Origin of the sequence: Microbacterium jejuense (assembly GCF_019511665.1) — a bacterium.
In the GTDB taxonomy this organism is placed as follows: Bacteria; Actinomycetota; Actinomycetes; order Actinomycetales; family Microbacteriaceae; genus Microbacterium; species Microbacterium jejuense_A.
This window is the reverse complement of sequence record NZ_JAEUAW010000004.1, coordinates 245,748-263,164: the sequence shown is the minus strand read 5'-3', so window position 1 is coordinate 263,164 and position 17,417 is coordinate 245,748. Positions and strand designations below refer to the sequence as shown.

Genomic DNA, 17,417 nt, shown 5'->3' with positions numbered 1-17,417 from the left:
CGGCACGTCCGGTCGCCCGGAGCCCGCCCGTCAAGTCTGCCAGACGCGGCACGGGGCCCTCCCTCGCGATAATGGACGGATGACGGCGCAGAGTGACGAGGTCGATCGCATCGTCGAGGCGTGGATCACCCAGCGCCCCGACCTCGACTTCTCGCCGCTCGGCGTGCTGTCGCGCGTCGACCGACTGTCGCGTCACCTCGATCGGGCACGACGCGACGCCTTCCGCCGCAGTGACCTCGAGCCGTGGGAGTGGGATGTGCTCTCGGCTCTGCGGCGCGCCGGCGACCCCTTCCAGCTCAGCCCCAAGCAGCTGCTGCAGCAGACGCTCGTCTCCAGCGGCACGATGACGAACCGCATCGACCGTCTCGTCGGACGCCGGCTGGTGCGGCGCGAGGCGGACCCGGCCGACGGTCGCAGCGTGCTCGTGACGCTCACCGACGAGGGCCGGATCCGGGTGGATGCCGCGATCACTCGTCTCGTGGACGCCGAGGCCCTGCTGCTCGAGTCGCTCTCGCGCGCCGATCGCGACCGGCTCGCCGCGCTGCTGCGCAAACTGAGCCTGGGATTCGACGCCGTCGGCGCCTGACGCGCGCTCTGGCGTCGTCAGGAGGGCGGGGCGGGTTCTCGTGCTGTCGCGGTGAAGACCGGGACGCGGCGTTCGGGCTTCACGAGGTACCGGCGCCCGGTGGGTGAGGTCCACTCGATCACGCCACCCGAGTAGGGCACCTGCCTGACCTGCCAGGCGGTGTTGTCTTTGACCAGGTGGTGGCCCTTGCAGAACGGGGCGTGGTTCTCCAGGCTCGTGTGCCCGCCGTCGGTCCACCTGATCTGGTGGTCGATCTCGCACCGGGATGCGGGCATCACACACCCCGGCGCCATGCACCGGTCGGCCCGCCACTTCACCAGCCGCCGCAGCGCCGCGGGCGGTTCATACCGGTCTCTTCCGACGGAGAGGACCATTCCGGTCTCGGGATGGGTGAGCACCCGCATCCACTTGCCGTCCCCACCGCACAACTCCCGCGCCCGCGACACCGGAACCGGGCCCACACCCTCCACCACCGGCAGTTCCGCGGCGGAACCACCCTCCCCCAGCAGGCTCAGCGCCGGGACGGTGACCACGACCTGCGCCCGGATCCCCGAGGCCGCCGCCGGAACATGCTGCGTGGTCCCGTCGATGAGCAGATCGCACACCACATCGGCGCGGATCTGATCCAACGTGCGCTCATCACCGGCCGCCTTGATGGCCTTGGCCATCGCGGTCGCGCGCGTGAAGATCGCCTGCAGCTCCACCTCGGGCGCGTACGCGAGCAGCACGCCGAGCCCATCGGCCACCGGCTCCACGACCACCCGCCGCGTCTGCATCGCCGCTCGGTACCGGTCCTCCAGACTCTCCACCCGCGCGCGGGCGATTCGGTCCCGCAACTTGCGCCGGAACGTGCCCACCGGCTCCGCCTCCGCCAGCAACACGACATCGCCCACCAGCCCCGCCTGCTCCTCCGGAGCCAGCTCCCCCAGCAGGTCGACCAGCACCTCAGCGTGCTTCTCGGTGATCCGGCCACCAGCCAACGACTCCCACGCCACCCGACACGAACCCCGCAACGCCTCCGCCACCACGATCAACCGGCCCGCAGCGTACTCCGTCACCCGCATCGCCGCCGCCAGCTCCAATCGGATCGACCGCTCCACGAGCTCCACCTCACCAGCCCCGAACCGGCGAGCCGCAGCCAACGCCTCCTGCCGCATCGCGTCGATCCGCGCATACCGCTCGGCCGCGAACACCGACATCATCGTCGCCGTCTCCACCACCAGATCCACCGCATCCGGCACCGGCCCGAACCACTCTTCATCACGCTCGGACGGGGGCGGAAGCAAGGTTTCGGTCATGCACCGAGTTTAGAACATATGTTCGCCGCACGCAAGAGCCAAAAGAGCTCTCTACCAGCTGTTTTCGCCCTCTCGCACCCGTATCACCCACCACCGACACTCGAGTGATCGTGCCCACCGAAGGCGCGCTGCCGGTAGACCCCGTCAGACCCCGCGGACCAACGGGAACCAGTGCCTCTCGGCCAGCGGTGACCCATCACACAACGGCAGCCACACGCCGTCCACGACCGGAACCCCCTCGACCCGCCACACACCGAAGTACGCCAGCGGGGTCGGCCACGGATAGTCGGGCGCTGCGCTCACCACGGTGTTCCGGACTGCACCGACGAACCGCGCCCGGCCATCGGGGCCGATGACTTCCGCCATCAGCTCTCCGATCGCGCGATGCCCGAAGGGATCGTCGGCGTCGACAAGCCGCGTCAGGAGGTCCAGCTTTCCCACGCCGTCCCGCCGCACGCAGAACGCGTGCCCGCCGCTCACGATGAGGACGCGGACCAGGCACATCGGCGTCGGCGGCGTCGTCCCACGGATGACGTCCGCCCGGCCGCCGCGCGGAAGCCACGGCGCCTCCGGGTAGGTGTGGAGCACCACCTCCCCGTCGGCCGACCTAGTCATCCAGAACCCGCTCCAGCTCCCCCAGCGCGCGGATGCTCACGACGTCCCCCTCGCCGGAGAGCACCTGATGCCCTCCCTCGAAGTGCACGAACCGCGTCCCGAGCTCGTGAGCGATCTCGAGATCATGGTTGGTGTCGCCGATGAGCAGCACGTCGGCCGGCTCGAAGCCCGTTGCCCACAGCCATGCCTCGATCACATCCTGCTTCGAAGCGCGATGGGCGTCGGTGATGCTGAGGATCTCGTCGAACGAGCCGGTGAGTCGGTGCGGACCGAGCTGTGCATCCAGCAGCGGCGCCAGGGTCGCCGATGCCAGGACCTGCGCGATCCCTCGCGCATGCACCCGCTCGAGCGCCTCCCGTGCGCCCGCGTGCAGCGCCACCTCGGTCCTGTCTGCCGCCAGGAGCGCCAGGTACCGGTCGACGGCGGCCCGGTAGTCCGCGGACTCGATGCCGACATCCGCATGGAACCGGTCCAGCGGAAAGCGGAACACCGCGCGATATGCGACGGCATCCGCGATCTCGGGCCTGCCGAACTCGGCGAGCACCAGATTCATCACTCGCAGGCATCGCGCCACATCATCGAGCAGGGTGCCGTTCCAGTCCCAGCACACCGCCTTCACCCTCATCGCGCCAGCGTACCGAGGGTCACCGACGCGCCTCCCGCCGGAGGAAGTTGCCCAGTGCGTGGTCACGCAGCGAACCGTCCGCGGCGAGTTCCGCGGCGGCTGCGACCTGCAGAGGAAGCACGCGCTTGATCTCCGCTGCGCGGCGCATCCGCGCAGCCGAGAAGTCGCGCGCGATGTCATCCTGCGCGTAGAAGCCCAGAAGAGGTGCGAGATCGGTCTCGGGCTCTCCGACACCGGCATTGTCGGGATCGATGAGCGCGGTTCCCGCCGGACCGAGCAGGACGTTGTGTGGGCCGAAGTCACCGTGCACGGCGACCGCCACCTCGGGCGCTTCCTGCAGCACGACCTCCATCGCCGCGAGAGCAGCGCGTCTCGACGACCTGGTCCACGCCGCGGTGATCTCGTCGACGATCGTTGGCCACCTCTCCCCGCCGCACCACGCCCGCAACCCGTCCGACGCCGGCAGCGGCGGCGGGACGACCGATGCGAGATCCTCCAGCAGGGGCAGCAGCACACCCCGGTCGTCCTGCCAGTCGGCGGGTCGCATGGGTTCGCCCGGCATCAGATCGCACGAGAACGCCGACCATCCGCCGCCGTCGACCGGACCGCGCTGGACGCCCGGCGTGCGAGCCGCCAGCGGGAGCCGCGAGAACCATCGCATAGCGTCGACCTCTCGAGTCACCGCGGCATGGTGATCGCCGCCCACTCGCACCCGCACCACGACCGATGCATCGCACAGCGCGACGAAATGGAAGGCGCCGTTCTGCCAGCGCGCCCGTCGGAGATCGGCGTCAGGAAAGGCCGTCGACAGCTCCTCGAACACCGCGCCGGGCAGTCCGGCGAGCGTGCGGCCCACGTCAGCCGATCTGCTCGGTGAGCTCGAACCAGCGTTCCTCGACGCCGTCGCGCTCCTTCTCCAGGTCGGCGATGCGCGCCATCTCCACCCCGAGGCCGACGTAGTCGGACTGGTCGTGGTCGGCCAGCGCGGTGCGCGCGGCGTCGATCTGCGACTCGAGCTTCTCCAGGCGCCGCTCCAGCGCGGCCACCTCTTTCTGTGCGGCGCGCAGCTCTGCTCCCGACAGCGAGGGGGACGTGGATGCGGGGGCCGCGGCATCCACCTTCGCCTCGGCCTGCTCGCTCAACGAACGGGCCCGCAGTCGCAGGTACTCGTCGACGCCACCGGGGAGGTGACGGAGGTGTCCGTCGAGGATCGCGTACTGCTGGTCGGTCACCCGCTCGATGAAGTAGCGGTCGTGCGAGACGACGAGGAGCGTGCCGGGCCACGAGTCCAGCAGGTCTTCGATGGCCGCGAGCATGTCGGTGTCGAGGTCGTTCGTCGGCTCGTCGAGGATCAGCACGTTCGGCTGCTCGAGGAGGATCAGCAGCAGCTGCAGGCGACGCTTCTGGCCGCCCGAGAGATCCTTGACGGGGGTCGAGAGCTGCGCGCTCTGGAACCCCATGCTCTCCAGGAGCTGTCCGGGCGTGAGCTCCTGCGCCTTCGAGCCGCTGCCGAAGGTGTACGTCGTGCGCAGCCGCGAGATGACGACGCGCACGGGATCGTCCAGGTGCTCCTCGAGCTCATCGAGGCGCTGCGTGAGCGTCGCGACCTTGACGGTCTTGCCGCGCTTGACCCGCCCGGAGGTGGGCTCGACGTCGCCCGCTACGAGTCCGAGCAGCGTCGACTTGCCGGCGCCGTTGACGCCGAGGATGCCGGTGCGCTCCCCCGGCGCGATGCGCCACTCGACGGGATGCAGCACTTCGCGGCCGCCGTAGGACACTGCCGCGTCGAGCAGGTCGACCACGTCCTTGCCGAGCCGCGACACCGCGAGCGAGCGCAGTTCGGTCGCATTCCGGATTTCGGGCACGTCGGCGATCAGCACGTTCGCGGCGTCGATGCGGAACTTGGGCTTCGACGTCCGCGCGGGCGCGCCGCGTCGCAGCCACGCGAGCTCCTTGCGGGCGAGGTTCTGCCGGCGCTGCTCGATGACCGCGGCCTGGCGATCGCGCTCGACGCGCTGAAGGATGTACGCCGCATAGCCGCCCTCGAACGGCTCGACGATGCGGTCGTGCACCTCCCACGTCGTGTTGCACACCTCGTCGAGGAACCACCGGTCGTGCGTCACCACGAGCAGGCCGCCCTGGTTCGCGGGCCACCGGCGCTTGATGTGATCGGCCAGCCACGCGATCGCCTCGACGTCGAGATGGTTCGTCGGCTCGTCGAGGAACAGCACATCGTGATCGCCGACCAGCAGCGCGGCCAGCGCCACGCGGCGTCGCTGGCCGCCGGAGAGGCCCGCCACCGGGCCGTCCCAGTCGAGGTCCCCGAGCAGACCGGCGATGACGTCGCGCGCACGGGCATCGCCCGCCCACTCGTGGTCGGGGCGGTCCCCCACGACGGCCTCGCGGATCGTCAGCGCATCGTCGAGCGTGTCGGCCTGGTCGAGCACGCCGACGCGGACGCCGCCGCGCACCGTCACGCGACCGCCGTCCGGCGAGAGCCTGCCCGCCAGCATCGCCAGCAGCGAGCTCTTGCCGTCACCGTTGCGGCCGACGACGCCGATGCGATCGCCTTCGTCGATGCCGAGCGACACGCGGTCGAAGACGACCTTGGTCGGGAACTCCAGGTGCAGGGCCTCGGCCCCCAGAAGATGTGCCATGTCGCCTTCCAGGCTAGGCGACGCGGCATCCCGTCACGGTCAGTACCAGATGCTGAGGCGCGGCGCCGTGTGCCACCCGAGCACGCGGCTCGCCGTCGCGACGGCCTCGGACGACGTGGATGCCGCACCCCCGGCGGTATCGTGCACGGTGACGCGGCCCGCCGCGGCCAGGGTCGCGACCGACACGCCGCCGAGGTAGGTCGCCGACAGCTCCGCGATGCCGAGCGTCAGGAGGACGGCATCCACCTGCTCGCCGTCGTCGACGCGCCGGACGCGACCGGTCCCGTCCGCGGCGGTCTCGAGAAGGTAGCGACCCGCGGCGATGCCGAGCGGATCCGAGACGTCGAGCACGAGCCGGTCCGAGGCGCCGAAACGGCGCGTCTCTAGCGCAGCGACCACGTCGAGGATCCGGACGTACTGGTGATCGCGCACGGTGATCTTCGCCGCGCGCTGGTCGGCGATCATCCACAGGAGCCGCTCGTCCACCGCCAGGTTCTCGGCGTCGACCTCGGCGACGAGGTCGAGCTCGAGCAGGAAGCGCCACAGCGCCGCGTACGCGTCGTCGGTCTCTGCCACGAGGTAGTGCACGCTCACGGTGCCCTTCGTGAAGTCGGCCTCGTTCTCACGCACGGCGTAGACGGCGGCGCCCCGGACCTCACCGGAAGCGTCGGTGTACTGGATCGCGCGCTTCTCGCCCGTGCGCTCGGCGGCGGGGTTGGTGCCGGCGAAGAGGTCCCAGAAGCTCGCCGCGATGTCGATCTCGCCCGCGGTGCGGTGCCGGATGCGCTCGTGCAGCACCGGCATGAGCTGCCGCACACGATCGCGCGGGATGAAGTCGACGCGGCCGTCCGGCCGGGGGCCGATCCACGCGGCGCGCTTCGTCTCGATCTTCCACGCGGCCGCGGCGGCCGCGGGAGCGAAGCCGTAGCGCCCGTACAGCGGCGACTCGCTGACCGTCAGCATCGCCACGGGCACACCCGCGTCGCGCGTCGCGCGCAGCTCGCCCTCGAGCATCGCCCGGGCGACGCCGCGGCGGCGATGCGTGGGCGCGACCGTGACGGACGAGATCGCGCACGACGGGATCACGGCGCCGCCGGGAACGCTGAGCTCGGCGATCCACGACGCGATCGTCGCGACGGGGGCCTCTGCCATGGGCGCCTGCGGGTCGTACACGCCGGTCACGCGCCGGTAGCCGCTGCGCTCGCGGGAGGCGGCGACCTGCTCGGGCGACCGCTCACCGTCCTGGAACCCTCGCGCCGCGGACTGCAGCCAGGCCGCGTAGTCGTCGCCGTCGACGGCGACGCGGCGGTAGTCGAGACCGCCATCGGCCAGCCGCAGGCGCGACTCCTCGTCGACGGGGCCGGCACGGAACGCCGCGCGGTCGGACTCCGACGCGCCCTGCGAGGCGATCTCGGACGTGCTCATAGGTGTTCCTCTCGAAGACGTGGACAGGGATGCCGGCGGCTCAGGCCGGCACCACACGTGCGCCCGCGACGGGTCCGTGCACGTGAAGCGCCTCGTACCCCGCCGCAGACAGCGTGATCTGCAGCTCCAGCGCCGACTCGGGGTCGACGGTCAGGAACGCCAGTGTAGGGCCCGACCCCGACACCATGCCCGCGAGCGCGCCGGACTCCTCGCCCAGCTCCAGCGCTTCGCGCAGCTCGGGCCGCAGCGACAGCGCCGCGAGCTGCAGGTCGTTGCGCGTGTGCTCGGCGAGCGCGATCGGATCGCCGGCACGCAGCGCGTGCAGCACGCCGGCGGCCACCTCGGGCACCGCGTTCGAGGTGCCGATGTCGGGGCGCCGTCGCAGCTCGTCGAGGTGCGTGTAGACCTCGGGCGTCGACAGCCCGGCGTCCGAGGGCACCACGACCCAGTCGAAGCGCCCCTTCGCCAAGGCAGGGCTCAGCTGATCCCCGCGACCGGTGCCGATCGCCGTGCCGCCCATGAGCGCGAAGGGCACGTCCGCTCCGAGCCGCGCCGCGAGCTTGTGCAGCTCGGCGGTGCCCAGCTCGGCCCCCCACAGGGCATCGCACGCGACGAGGGCGGCGGCGGCATCCGCGGATCCTCCGCCCATGCCGCCCGCCACCGGGACATGCTTGACGATGTCGAGGTGCACTCCGCCGGCGTGACCGATGCGCTGGGCGACCAGCCGGGCGGCGCGCACCGCGAGGTTGCGGTCGTCGGCGGGCACCCCCGAGACGTCGACCGTGCCCGAGATCGACACCGTGAACTCGTCGGACGGCGAGGCCCAGACGTCCTCGAACAGCGACACCGCCTGGTACGCGGACGCGACGTCGTGGTACCCGTCGTCCTGCACGCCGCCGACCTCGAAGAAGAGGTTGAGCTTGCCGGGCGCCCGCACGCGGACGCCCTCGGCGGCGAGAGCCTGACTCACCGGTTCGCCGATTCCGCCCAGAGGTCCACGTCGATGCCGTCCGACAGGGCGTCGATGCGCTCCTGCTCCTCCGTCGTGAAGGCGGGGCCGTCCAGCGCCTTGAGGTTCTCGTCCAGCTGGGCCGGACGCGACGCGCCGATGAGCGCCGAGGCCACCACCGGGTCGCGCAGCACCCACTGGATCGCCATCTGGGCCAGCGACTGCCCTCGCTCCTTCGCGATCACGTCGAGGGCGCGGAGCGTGGCGAGCCCCTTCTCGCTGAGCGGGCCCTTCGGCAGCGATCCGCGCTGCTGCGCGCGCTCGGCGGTCCCGCCGCCGAGGTACTTGTCGGTGAGCAGGCCCTGCGCGAGCGGGGTGAACGCGATGGCCCCCATGCCCTCCTGCTTCAGCACACCCGTGAGGCCGTCCTCGACCCAGCGGTTGAGGATCGAGTACGCCGGCTGGTGGATGACCAGCGGCGTGCCCAGCGAGCGGGCGACGGCGGCGGCTTCGGCGGTGCGCTCCGCGCTGTAGGACGAGATGCCGACGTAGAGCGCCTTGCCCTGGCGGACGAGGGTGTCGAGGGCGCCGACCGTCTCTTCGACGGGGACGTCGGGGTCGACGCGGTGCGAGTAGAAGATGTCGACGTAGTCGATGCTCATGCGCGTGAGCGACTGCTCGGCGCTGGCGATGAGGTACTTGCGCGACCCGCCGTTGCCGTAGGGGCCGTGCCACATGTCGTACCCGGCCTTCGACGAGATGATGAGCTCGTCGCGGTACGGCGCGAAGTCCTCGCGCATCATGCGGCCGAAGTTGGTCTCGGCGGTGCCGTAGGGGGGACCGTAGTTGTTCGCCAGGTCGAAGTGCGTGATGCCGCGGTCGAACGCGTGACGCAGAAGGGCGCGCTGGTTGTCGAAGGGGATGTTGTCGCCGAAGTTCCACCACAGGCCGAGCGACACGGGCGGGAGCGTGAGACCCGAGGTGCCGACGCGGCGGAAGTCGGAGCCGACATAGCGGTCGTCGGCGGCGGTGTAGGGGCGGTGGAGGTCTCCGCCGCGGGACAGGTAGCGGTCGTCTTCGGTCACCGGTCCAGGCTATCGGCGTCGGCCGCCGTTCGCAGTGACACGACCGCGGGCGCCGGATGCACATCGTGAACGTCGTTGTCAATGGGGACCTCCGGAAACGTCGTCGTAACGGAGCCTCTCTATCGTGTCCTCACCGGCGCATCGTCGCCGCCCCGGCCGGACCGCCAGAAGGAGGTACGCATGACGCTCTTGTCTGCGCTGTCGCACACCGCCGCACCCTCGAGCGTGCTCCTCGACCGCGGCGACATCGTGATCGACCGCGGCATCCTGCACCTCGTGCACGACGACATCGCGCCGCATGAGGCGCGCGAGGCCGATCTGCTGCTGGTGGCCGAGACCCTCGAGGCGGCGGGCATCGACCTGCTGCTGATCCGTCACGGCCGGTCGCAGCCCGCACTCGTCGTCGACGCGCGCCGGCGGAAGGCCGCCCTGGCGGCCCTCGCAGCCGTGTGCACGCGCGAGCCGCTCCACCTCAAGGCGAAGGGGCGAGCGCCCGTGCTCGTGTGCGATGCCGAGCCGGTGAGCGCGGGCCCCTCCTTCGTCCGCCTCTACCGCCCGCGCATCACCGCGTCCGGCTCGCTCCGCTACGGGCCCTCGCTCGGCGTCGCGCTGGAGTTCTGGCGCTTCGGGTCCGACATGGTCCGCGCCCCGCGCGACAACGCTCTCATGCGACGGCAGACGCCCGTCGAGGACGTGGAGTTCGCCGATGTCGAGCGGTACGGGAGGACATGGCGAACGATCGCCGGCATGTTCGACCCGCACCCGCTGGAGTTCACCGAGGACGTCGACATCGTCTTCTCGTGGGTCGACGGATCGTCCAGCGAGTTCCAGCGGCAGCGCGCCGCACAGCTGGCGGCCTATCGCGTCGGAGACGGCGACGACGGCCCCGCGCGCTACCGGCAGGTCGACGAGCTGCGCTACGCACTGCGCAGCGTGCACATGCACGCGCCATGGATCCGGCGCATCTTCATCGCCACCGATTCCCCGACGCCGGCGTGGCTGCTCGACCACCCGAAGGTCACGATCGTTCGCAGCGAGGAGTTCTTCGCCGACCCGTCCGTGCTGCCGACGCACAACTCGCACGCCGTCGAGGCGCAGCTGCACCGCATCCCGGGCCTCGCCGAGCACTTCCTGTACTCCAACGACGACATGTTCTTCGGCCGGGCGGTCGAGCCCGAGATGTTCTTCACGCCCGGCGGGGTGACGAAGTTCGTCGAGTGCGAGGTCCGCATCGGCACCGGCGAGCCGGCGCTGCACCGCAGCGGCCACGACAACGGACTGCGCGTGAACCGCGCCCTCCTGCGCGAGCGCTTCGGGCGCACCATCGTGCGAGACCTCGAGCACTGCGCGGCGCCGCTGCGCAAGAGCGTCATGACCGAGCTCGAAGAGACCTTCCCCGACGAGTTCGCGCGGACCGCGGCATCCCGTTTCCGCTCCGCGACCGACATCTCGGTGACCAACAGCCTGTATCACTACTACGCGCTCCTGACGGGACGCGCCGTGGCGACCAGGGCCCCCCGCGTTCGGTACGCGCAGACGACCATGGCGTCGGGGGTGCGACTGATGGAGCGGCTCGCCGAACGTCGTGACGCCGACATGTTCTGCCTCAACGACGGCGGAGAGTCCGAGGTGCCCGAAGAGATCCGGGTGCAGGCGATCCGCGCAGCGCTGGAGCGCATGTTCCCGGTGCGGGCGCCGTGGGAGCGCGACGAGCTCAGCGAAGCACGGGAATCGGCGCGGTCGGCGCATCCCTCCGTCCGGCGATCGGCGCCCCCGCACCCGCCGGCATGACGCCGGCCGCCCGCAGGCGGCGCCGCGACTCGTCGGCGTCGATGTGCTCCAGCGTGCGGGGGACGTCGATGGGCACGACGGAGTGGACCACCGTCCGGTCGTAGACGTGCACGAGGTTGAACGCCCGCGCGCCGTCCTGGGGCCGCGTGCCGCCGACCGGGACGGTGAGATCCTGCGCGTAGCACGTCGAGGACGCGACCGACACGGGGATCCCCGCGAACGTCGCGAACGTCGAGTAGTGCAGGTGCCCCGCGATGATGCCGCGCACGTCGGTGCCGTGCAGCACGTCGGCCAGTCGGGCCTGGTCGCGCAGCTCGACGCTCGCCGCGAGCGGCAGCACGCTCGGCACCGGCGGGTGGTGCATCGCGAGGATCGTGCCGAGCGGCGCCGGCGTGGCGAGCACGTCGGCGAGCCAGGCGAGCTGCTCGTCGCGCAGCTCGCCGTGGTGATGACCGGGGACGGTCGTGTCGAGCGTGACGACGCGCAGCCCGTCCAGTTCGTCGACGCGGTCGACGGGGCGCAGGTCGGCGGCCTCGTGCAGCAGGGCCGGGCGGAAGGCGGCGCGGTCGTCGTGGTTGCCCATGACCCACAGGACGCGCGCGCCGATCCGCTCGGCGAAGGGCTCGACGAGGGCCCGCAGGCGCTCATACGCGAGGGGCTCGCCGAGGTCGACGAGGTCGCCGGTGAAGACGACGGCATGCGGCCGCACGCCGCTGGACTCGATGACGCGCAGGGCCGAGGCCAGGTGCTCCTCGCCGTCGACCGTGCCGAACAGCTGGGGCGTCGACGGGGCGCGCAGATGGGTGTCGCTCAGGTGGAGCAGGACGCGTTCGGGGGCCGGGTACTCGGCGGTGCGCATGGCTGATGACTCCGGTCCGCCGGGTGGCGAGCTGCCTGTGTAACCGGACCGGCGAACGGTGGCAGGTTACCCGACGTACCCGAGCAGAAGCCGACGACGCGGTGGAGATCTGCGGAACGCCGGGTGACGGGTCACTCCGGCGCGTCCGCCTCCGCCGCCCGCGCGATGCGGACGTAGTCGTCGACCGTGAGCTCCTCGCCGCGCGCGGTCGGGGCGACGCCGGCCCGTTCCAGGACGAGGGATGCCTCGGCCGCCGTCCCGCCGAGCACGCCGGCGAGCGCCTGCCGCAGCATCTTGCGACGCTGCTGGAACGCCGCGTCGACGATGCGGAAGGTCTGCACGCGCAGCGCCTCATCGCCGCGCGGCTCGGCATCCCGGTGGAAGCCGACGAGCACGCTGTCGACGTTGGGCACAGGCCAGAACACCTGGCGCGACACGGTGCCGGCCAGGCGCCACGGCCCGTACCACGCGGCCTTGACGCTGGGCGCGCCGTACGTCTTCGACCCGGGCGCGGCGGCCAGCCGCTCGCCGACCTCCGCCTGCACCATGACCACGCCGCGCTGCAGGCTTGGGAAGTGCTCGAGGAAGTGCAGCAGCACGGGCACGCTGACGTTGTAGGGCAGGTTGGCGACGAGGACGGCCGGGTCGCCCGGCAGCTCGGTCACGCGCAGCGCATCCGCGTCCACGACCGTGAGCGCCCCGTCGGCGACGCCGTGCGACGCGGCGGTCGCCGGCAGCCGCTCGGCGAGGCGGTGGTCGATCTCGACGGCGGTGACCGACGCCCCGGCCTCCAGGATCGCAAGGGTCAGCGACCCGAGCCCCGGGCCCACCTCGACCACGCGGTCGCCCGGCTGCACCTCGGCGACGTGCACGATCTTGCGGACCGTGTTGGCGTCCACGACGAAGTTCTGCCCGAGCTTCTTGGTCGGGGTGACGTCGAGGTCGGCGGCGAGCGCGCGGATCTCGGCCGCGCCGAGCAGTGTCACGGGCATGCCTCCACAGTACCGACGGGATGCCGGCGGCCGCGGCATCCCCGCGCCGCTCGCACTGACACATGAGGGCGCGCGCACGCAAGTCGCCCCGACGACTGCGGCAGAGCGCTAGCGTGACCACCATGAACAGGACCGGCACGATCCCCGCGGACGCCTTCTCGCTCCGCAGCCCGTACGGCCGCCGCGCGATCGGACTCTCGGTCGCCGCAGCGGTGGGCGGCTTCCTCTTCGGCTTCGACTCGTCGGTGATCAACGGCGCCGTCGACTCGATCTCGCAGGACTTCGCCCTCAACGAGGTCATCACCGGCTTCGTGGTCGCGATCGCGCTGCTGGGGTGCGCGGTGGGCGCGGTCATCGCGGGCAACCTGTCGGATCGGTGGGGGCGCCTGCGCGTGATGTTCCTCGGCGCGATCATGTTCTTCGTCTCGTCGATCGGCGCCGGCCTCGCCTTCTCGCCGTGGGACCTCGCGCTGTGGCGCGTGATCGGCGGTCTCGGCATCGGCATCGCCTCGGTCGTCGCACCCGCGTACATCGCCGAGATCGCGCCGCGCCAGATCCGCGGCGGTCTCGCGTCGCTGCAGCAGCTGGCGATCACCATCGGCATCTTCGCGGCGCTGCTGTCGGACGCGCTGCTGGCCAACAGCGCGGGCGGCGCCGACAACGTCCTGTGGCTCGGCCTGGAGGCGTGGCGGTGGATGTTCCTCGTCGGCGTCATCCCGTCGGCCGTGTACGGCATCCTCTCGTTCACGCTCCCCGAGTCGCCCCGCTACCTGCTGGCGAAGGGGCGCAGCGACGAGGCGCGCGCGATCTTCGCCCGACTCGTGCCGTCGGCCGACCTCGAGCAGACGATCCGCGAGCTGCAGAACGCCATCGAGGCCGACCGCAAGAACGCCGGCGTCTCGATCCGCGGGCCGGTGCTGGGGCTTCAGCGCATCGTGTGGGTCGGCATCATCCTGTCGGTGTTCCAGCAGTTCGTCGGCATCAACGTGATCTTCTACTACTCGACGAGCCTGTGGCAGTCGGTCGGATTCGACGAGAGCGACTCGTTCACGATCAGCGTCGTCACGTCGATCACGAACGTGCTGGTCACGCTCATCGCGATCTTCCTCGTCGACCGCGTGGGCCGGAAGCCGATCCTCCTCACCGGCTCCGTGATGATGACGCTCTCGCTCGGGCTCATGGCGCTGTGCTTCGTGTTCTCTGAGACCGACGCCGACGGCGCCGTCACGCTGCCCGCGCCGTGGGGCCCGATCGCGCTCGTCGCGGCGAACGTCTTCGTCGTCGGCTTCGGCGCGTCGTGGGGACCGCTCGTGTGGGTGCTCCTGGGCGAGATCTTCCCGAGCCGCATCCGCGGCAAGGCGCTCGGCGTGGCCGCCGGGGCGCAGTGGATCGCCAACTTCCTCATCACGATCTCGTTCCCGGCCATGTCGTCGTGGTCCCTGCCGCTCACCTACGGCATGTACGCGCTGTTCGCGGCGCTGTCGTTCGTGTACGTCGCGTGGCGCGTGCCCGAGACGAAGGGCATGGACATCGAGCAGACCGAGACGCTGTTCGTCCACCGCAAGGACGCGCCCGCCGCGAGCTGACGGAAGGGCCGGGGCGGCGGCATCCGTTCGCTCCCCTAGGATGCTGGGATGCCCTCGCTCGGCGAACTCATCGCACCACGCCGCCTGGGCAGGGACTTCCGGTGGCTGCTGGCGTCGTCGTGGACCAGCAATCTCGGCGACGGCATCGCGCTGTCGGCGGCGCCCCTGCTGATCGCCTCGATGACGTCATCGCCGGTGCTCGTCGCATCGGGCGCCATGATGCAGTTCCTGCCGTGGCTGCTGTTCGGCCTGCTCGCCGGGTCCGTCGCCGACCACCACGACCGGCGCCGGCTCGTGATGCTCGCCAACGGCATCCGCGCCGTCATCGTCGGGGCGCTCGTGGTGTTCCTCGTCACCGGGCACGCCACGGTGTGGATCGTGCTGGCCACGGCGTTCCTCTACGGCATCGCGGAGGTGTTCGCGGATTCGGCGGGCAGCACGCTGCTGCCCATGATGGTGCGCCCCGCCGACCTCGGCATCGGCAACGCCCGCATGCAGGCCGGCTACCTCGTCGCCAACCAGCTCGCGGGCCCGCCCCTGGGCGCGTTCCTGTTCGCGGTCGGCTCGTTCTGGCCCTTCCTGCTGCAGATCCTGTGCGTCGCGCTCGCGGTGCTGCTGATCTCGCGGATCTCGCACACGCCGATTCCCGAGAAGGATGCCGCGGCCCCGGGCGCGGCGCCACTGACGGCCGACGGCGCGCCGGCGAAGCCGCATCCGATCCGCGAGGGACTCCGCTGGCTGCGGCACAACCCGCCGGTGCGCACGCTCGTGCTGATCATCCTGGTGTTCAACGTGACGTGGGCCGCTCCCTGGAGCGTCCTCGTGCTGTACGCGACGGAGCACCTGAACATGGGCGCCATCGGCTACGGGGCACTCACGACGGCGTCTGCCCTCGGCGGCATGGTGGCGGTGTTCTCATTCGGCTGGCTTGAGAAGCACGTCTCGTTCTCGACCCTCATGCGCGTGTGCCTGTCGCTCGAGGTGCTCATGCACCTGTCGTTCGCGCTGACCACGAACGGGGTCGTGGCCCTGATCATCATGTTCGGCTTCGGCCTGTACGCGTTCGTGTGGGGCACGATCTCGACCACGGTCCGCCAGCGCCTCGTGCCGCTGTCGCTGCAGGGCCGCATCGCGTCGGTCAACATGGTCGGCGTGTTCGGCGGCCTCGTGATCGGTCAGCTGCTGGGCGGCCTCATCGCCCAGACGTGGGGACTGACGGCGCCGTGGTGGTTCGCGTTCGCGGGTTCGTTCGTCACACTGCTGCTGGTGTGGCGGCCCATCCGCAACATCGCTGCGGCCAAGCCCGTGCTGGACGAGGCGGCGGCAGACGACGTCGCCGACCGCGACGAGCCCGGGGCGGGCGGGCGCCCGCTCATCGACTGAGCGCAGCACCGTCAGCGGCTGCCGCGCACCGCCGCGACCAGCTCCGCCCACATCGCGTCGAGGCGCGCGACCCACGGCCCCGCGAAGTCCGAGCGGTAGCGCGCCTGCACCTCGTCGAGCGTCACCCACTCCGAGGCGGCGACCTCCTCCGGATCGAGAGCCAGGGTGGCGGGGTCCACGTCGTGGGCCACGTACAGGTCGAAGAGCGCCGACGCTTCGATGACTCTCCCGACGAAGACGAGCGCATCCGGCGCCGCCCGCAGCCCGGTCTCCTCGCGCAGCTCACGCGACGCCGCCTGGCGGCTCGTCTCGCCTGCCAGGGCGCTGCCCGCGGCGAACTCCCAGTCCAGCGCCCAGTCCTTCACGGCCGCGCGCTGCGAGATCAGCACCCGTCCGTCGGCACGCACCGCGCATACCGACGACACGACGTGGAACGCCTCGGCCGGAAGACCCGGGTCGCCGCGGCGATGGGTGATGCCGAGTGGTCGACCGGCGGCATCCACCAGATCCCACAGCTCGTCGTCCACGGACCGAACCTAGTCCTCGAACGCGCCGTACACCTCGAGCGTGTTCGCCGCGACCTGCGCGCACAGCTCGTCGACGTCGACGCCCAGCTCGGCGGCCATGAACCGCACCGTGACCGGAACGAGGTACGGGGCGTTCGGGCGGCCTCGATGCGGCGTCGGAGTGAGGAACGGCGCATCCGTCTCGACGAGGATGCGCTCGCGCGGGATCACCGCGAGCGCGTCGCGCAGGTTCTGCGCGTTCTTGAACGTCACGTTGCCCGCGAACGACAGCCAGTGTCCGCGCTCCGCCGCGATGCGCGCCATGTCGGCGTCGCCCGAGAAGCAGTGGAACACGGTCCGCTCGGGGGCGCCGACGCGCTGAAGGGTCTCGAGCACGGCGTCATGCGCGTCGCGGTCGTGGATCTGCATCGCGATCCCGTGCTTCTTCGCGAGCGCGATGTGCGCCTCGAAGCTCTCGAACTGCGCGGGCCGGCCCTCGTCCTCCGTGCGGAAGAAGTCCAGCCCCGTCTCGCCGATCGCCCGCACGCGCGGCTGCGCAGCGAGCTCGTCTATGACGCCGATCGCCTCGTCGAGGCGCCCGGCGGCGGCGTACGCCGGTGCCTCGTTCGGATGGATCGCGACCGCCGCGAGGACGCGGGGATGGGATGCCGCCGCCCACGCGGACCACCGGCTCGACTCGATGTCGCCACCGGCCTGGACGACGCCGATCACGCCGACCTCGCCCGCACGTGCGAGCTGCTCGTCCAGCGACAGGCCGACGCCGTCCTCGATCTCCAGGTGCGCGTGGTTGTCGTACACGGGCACCGCGAGCGGCTCGGGCGCGTCGGGGTAGCTCACATCGCGCGACCCCTTCTCACGCACGCGGACATACTGCGAGGGGTCGGCCGACTCTGCCGGATACGGCACCGCGGGCTCAGACATGACCGACTCCGTCCGTCGAGCGAGCGCAGCGAGACGAAACGCGCTGAGCCTTGCGGGACGTCCGAGGCGTTTCGTCTCGCTCGTGCCTCGCTCGCTCAACGACCGGCGCGACCGTCAC

Annotated in this window: 16 protein-coding genes; 4 read left to right on the top strand and 12 right to left on the bottom strand. The window is 71.2% G+C overall.

What is annotated here, in order from left to right; genetic code table 11:
• The first annotated feature begins 79 nt into the window (after window positions 1-79).
• Window positions 80-586 (top strand): MarR family winged helix-turn-helix transcriptional regulator, encoded by a 507-nt coding sequence (locus tag JNB62_RS07110; protein WP_220300167.1) that lies wholly within the window; start codon window positions 80-82, stop codon window positions 584-586.
• Window positions 587-603: 17 nt separating this feature from the next.
• Here the strand turns inward: JNB62_RS07110 and JNB62_RS07105 are convergent, their stop codons facing one another.
• From JNB62_RS07105 to JNB62_RS07070, 8 genes are all read right to left on the bottom strand, one after another.
• Complete coding sequence (locus JNB62_RS07105) at window positions 604-1,884, bottom strand: HNH endonuclease signature motif containing protein (protein WP_220300166.1); 1,281 nt, start codon at window positions 1,882-1,884, stop codon at window positions 604-606.
• A 144-nt stretch (window positions 1,885-2,028) separates the two neighbouring features.
• Window positions 2,029-2,499 (bottom strand): NUDIX hydrolase, encoded by a 471-nt coding sequence (locus JNB62_RS07100; RefSeq protein ID WP_220300165.1) that lies wholly within the window; start codon window positions 2,497-2,499, stop codon window positions 2,029-2,031.
• The gene (locus JNB62_RS07095; RefSeq protein ID WP_220300164.1) at window positions 2,492-3,124 is read right to left on the bottom strand and encodes an HAD family hydrolase; all 633 of its coding nucleotides are present in this window, start codon (window positions 3,122-3,124) and stop codon (window positions 2,492-2,494) included. Before JNB62_RS07095 ends, JNB62_RS07100 begins: the two co-directional genes overlap by 8 nt.
• Before the next feature lie 19 nt (window positions 3,125-3,143).
• Window positions 3,144-3,980, bottom strand: a complete 837-nt coding sequence (locus JNB62_RS07090) for a phosphotransferase (protein ID WP_220300163.1) — start codon at window positions 3,978-3,980, stop codon at window positions 3,144-3,146.
• Between the two features lies 1 nt (window position 3,981).
• Window positions 3,982-5,781 carry an ABC-F family ATP-binding cassette domain-containing protein gene (locus tag JNB62_RS07085; RefSeq protein WP_220300162.1) on the bottom strand — a complete coding sequence of 600 codons (1,800 nt, stop codon included), beginning with the start codon at window positions 5,779-5,781 and terminating at the stop codon, window positions 3,982-3,984.
• A gap of 39 nt (window positions 5,782-5,820) precedes the next feature.
• A complete protein-coding gene (locus JNB62_RS07080) occupies window positions 5,821-7,206 on the bottom strand; it encodes a GNAT family N-acetyltransferase (protein WP_220300161.1) in 1,386 nt (461 codons plus the stop codon).
• A gap of 40 nt (window positions 7,207-7,246) precedes the next feature.
• Window positions 7,247-8,176 (bottom strand): 4-(cytidine 5'-diphospho)-2-C-methyl-D-erythritol kinase, encoded by a 930-nt coding sequence (locus tag JNB62_RS07075; protein ID WP_220300160.1) that lies wholly within the window; start codon window positions 8,174-8,176, stop codon window positions 7,247-7,249.
• A complete protein-coding gene (locus JNB62_RS07070; protein ID WP_220300159.1) occupies window positions 8,173-9,240 on the bottom strand; it encodes an aldo/keto reductase in 1,068 nt (355 codons plus the stop codon). Before JNB62_RS07070 ends, JNB62_RS07075 begins: the two co-directional genes overlap by 4 nt.
• 180 nt (window positions 9,241-9,420) lie before the next feature.
• Here JNB62_RS07070 and JNB62_RS07065 point away from each other — a divergent pair, with 180 nt between their 5' ends.
• Window positions 9,421-11,031 carry a stealth conserved region 3 domain-containing protein gene (locus tag JNB62_RS07065; RefSeq protein WP_220300158.1) on the top strand — a complete coding sequence of 537 codons (1,611 nt, stop codon included), beginning with the start codon at window positions 9,421-9,423 and terminating at the stop codon, window positions 11,029-11,031.
• Here the strand turns inward: JNB62_RS07065 and JNB62_RS07060 are convergent.
• Both JNB62_RS07060 and rsmA read right to left on the bottom strand, forming a co-directional pair.
• Window positions 10,955-11,890 (bottom strand): phosphodiesterase, encoded by a 936-nt coding sequence (locus tag JNB62_RS07060; protein WP_220300157.1) that lies wholly within the window; start codon window positions 11,888-11,890, stop codon window positions 10,955-10,957. The two genes, JNB62_RS07065 and JNB62_RS07060, sit on opposite strands and share 77 nt — an antisense overlap.
• Before the next feature lie 131 nt (window positions 11,891-12,021).
• Window positions 12,022-12,882, bottom strand: a complete 861-nt coding sequence (gene rsmA / locus JNB62_RS07055; protein WP_220300156.1) for a 16S rRNA (adenine(1518)-N(6)/adenine(1519)-N(6))-dimethyltransferase RsmA — start codon at window positions 12,880-12,882, stop codon at window positions 12,022-12,024.
• A 122-nt stretch (window positions 12,883-13,004) separates the two neighbouring features.
• On the opposite strand from rsmA, the gene JNB62_RS07050 reads away from it, so the two are divergent.
• Entirely contained in the window at window positions 13,005-14,468 is a 1,464-nt protein-coding gene (locus JNB62_RS07050) for a sugar porter family MFS transporter (RefSeq protein ID WP_220300155.1), read from the top strand.
• A gap of 48 nt (window positions 14,469-14,516) precedes the next feature.
• On the top strand, window positions 14,517-15,851 hold the full coding sequence (locus JNB62_RS07045) for an MFS transporter (RefSeq protein ID WP_220300154.1): 1,335 nt from the start codon (window positions 14,517-14,519) through the stop codon (window positions 15,849-15,851).
• Between the two features lie 11 nt (window positions 15,852-15,862).
• Here JNB62_RS07045 and JNB62_RS07040 read toward each other — a convergent pair whose 3' ends face one another.
• On the bottom strand, window positions 15,863-16,378 hold the full coding sequence (locus tag JNB62_RS07040) for an NUDIX hydrolase (protein ID WP_220300153.1): 516 nt from the start codon (window positions 16,376-16,378) through the stop codon (window positions 15,863-15,865).
• 9 nt (window positions 16,379-16,387) lie between these two features.
• Complete coding sequence (locus JNB62_RS07035) at window positions 16,388-17,299, bottom strand: TatD family hydrolase (RefSeq protein ID WP_220300152.1); 912 nt, start codon at window positions 17,297-17,299, stop codon at window positions 16,388-16,390.
• Window positions 17,300-17,417 lie beyond the last annotated feature (118 nt).

What these genes read in the sequence shown, in the direction of transcription:
- JNB62_RS07045 (WP_220300154.1), top strand. Translation starts at nt 14,517, where the DNA reads ATGCCCTCGCTCGGCGAACTCATCGCACCACGCCGCCTGGGCAGGGAC.
- JNB62_RS07065 (WP_220300158.1), top strand. Translation starts at nt 9,421, where the DNA reads ATGACGCTCTTGTCTGCGCTGTCGCACACCGCCGCACCCTCGAGCGTG.
- rsmA (WP_220300156.1), bottom strand. Translation starts at nt 12,882, where the DNA reads ATGCCCGTGACACTGCTCGGCGCGGCCGAGATCCGCGCGCTCGCCGCC.
- JNB62_RS07060 (WP_220300157.1), bottom strand. Translation starts at nt 11,890, where the DNA reads ATGCGCACCGCCGAGTACCCGGCCCCCGAACGCGTCCTGCTCCACCTG.
- JNB62_RS07105 (WP_220300166.1), bottom strand. Translation starts at nt 1,884, where the DNA reads ATGACCGAAACCTTGCTTCCGCCCCCGTCCGAGCGTGATGAAGAGTGG.
- JNB62_RS07050 (WP_220300155.1), top strand. Translation starts at nt 13,005, where the DNA reads ATGAACAGGACCGGCACGATCCCCGCGGACGCCTTCTCGCTCCGCAGC.
- JNB62_RS07095 (WP_220300164.1), bottom strand. Translation starts at nt 3,124, where the DNA reads ATGAGGGTGAAGGCGGTGTGCTGGGACTGGAACGGCACCCTGCTCGAT.
- JNB62_RS07100 (WP_220300165.1), bottom strand. Translation starts at nt 2,499, where the DNA reads ATGACTAGGTCGGCCGACGGGGAGGTGGTGCTCCACACCTACCCGGAG.
- JNB62_RS07035 (WP_220300152.1), bottom strand. Translation starts at nt 17,299, where the DNA reads ATGTCTGAGCCCGCGGTGCCGTATCCGGCAGAGTCGGCCGACCCCTCG.
- JNB62_RS07085 (WP_220300162.1), bottom strand. Translation starts at nt 5,781, where the DNA reads ATGGCACATCTTCTGGGGGCCGAGGCCCTGCACCTGGAGTTCCCGACC.
- JNB62_RS07110 (WP_220300167.1), top strand. Translation starts at nt 80, where the DNA reads ATGACGGCGCAGAGTGACGAGGTCGATCGCATCGTCGAGGCGTGGATC.
- JNB62_RS07080 (WP_220300161.1), bottom strand. Translation starts at nt 7,206, where the DNA reads ATGAGCACGTCCGAGATCGCCTCGCAGGGCGCGTCGGAGTCCGACCGC.